The sequence below is a fragment of the Cryobacterium sp. MLB-32 genome (genome assembly GCF_000738085.1).
In the GTDB taxonomy this organism is placed as follows: Bacteria; Actinomycetota; Actinomycetes; order Actinomycetales; family Microbacteriaceae; genus Cryobacterium.
Genome location: NZ_JPRS01000410.1, coordinates 1 through 792 on the forward strand (window position 1 = coordinate 1; position 792 = coordinate 792).

1 protein-coding gene is annotated in these 792 nt (G+C 61.2%); it reads right to left on the minus strand.

The features are described 5' to 3' along the window. Positions 1–751: penicillin-binding transpeptidase domain-containing protein (locus JF66_RS19000; RefSeq protein WP_255351555.1), on the minus strand; the 751-nt coding region annotated here is incomplete at its 3' end. Between the last annotated feature and the right edge of the window lie 41 nt (positions 752–792).

The window sequence follows — 792 nt, forward strand, 5'->3', positions numbered from 1 at the left end:
ATCCGGTAAACCACAGTGTGTACGGATCGGTCGATCCGTTTTCCGCAGTACCGGTTTTGCCCGCCACTTTGACCCCATCTATTCTTGCATTGCTTGCGGCACCGTCCTGGACGTTGTCCACCATCATGCTGGTCAGTTTGGCAGCTGTTTCGCTGCTCATCACCCGGCCCAGGGCTTCGGGTTTGAAAGTTTGCAGGGGACTGAGATCGGGGGCCAGGATTTCGTCGACGAGATTGGGTTTCATGGCGACTCCTCCGTTGGCGATGGCGGCCGACACCACGGCCATTTGTAGGGGGGTGACCCGGACGTCGGTCTGGCCGAAAGCCGACAGCGCGGTCTGGGCATCGTCGAGCACCGCGGGGTAGTTGCTCTTGGTGACGTCGAGCGGAATAGACGAGGGTTCATTGAAGCCGAACTTCTCCGCCGTCGCGCGGATGGCGTCATCACCGAGCTGCAGTCCCAGTTCCGCCATCGGGATATTGCAGGAGAGGCGCAGCGCGGTCGCGATCGTGACAGTGTCGCCGCCGCCACAGGTTCCGCCGCCGGAGTTGGTGACGATCGAGCTGGTACCGGGCAGCTGGAATGTGGCCGGGTTGGGGAATTCGCTGTCTGGCTCGAACTTGCCGGATTCCAGAGCGGCCGTCGCGACGACGAGCTTGAAGACGGATCCGGGAGGGTTGAGGCTGTTGATCGCGCGGTTGATCAGGGGATTTCCCGCATCGTTCAGTAGGCCCTGGTAGCTGTTGGTCACGTCAGCGTTGTTGTGTACGGTCAGCAGGTTGGGATCAAAGC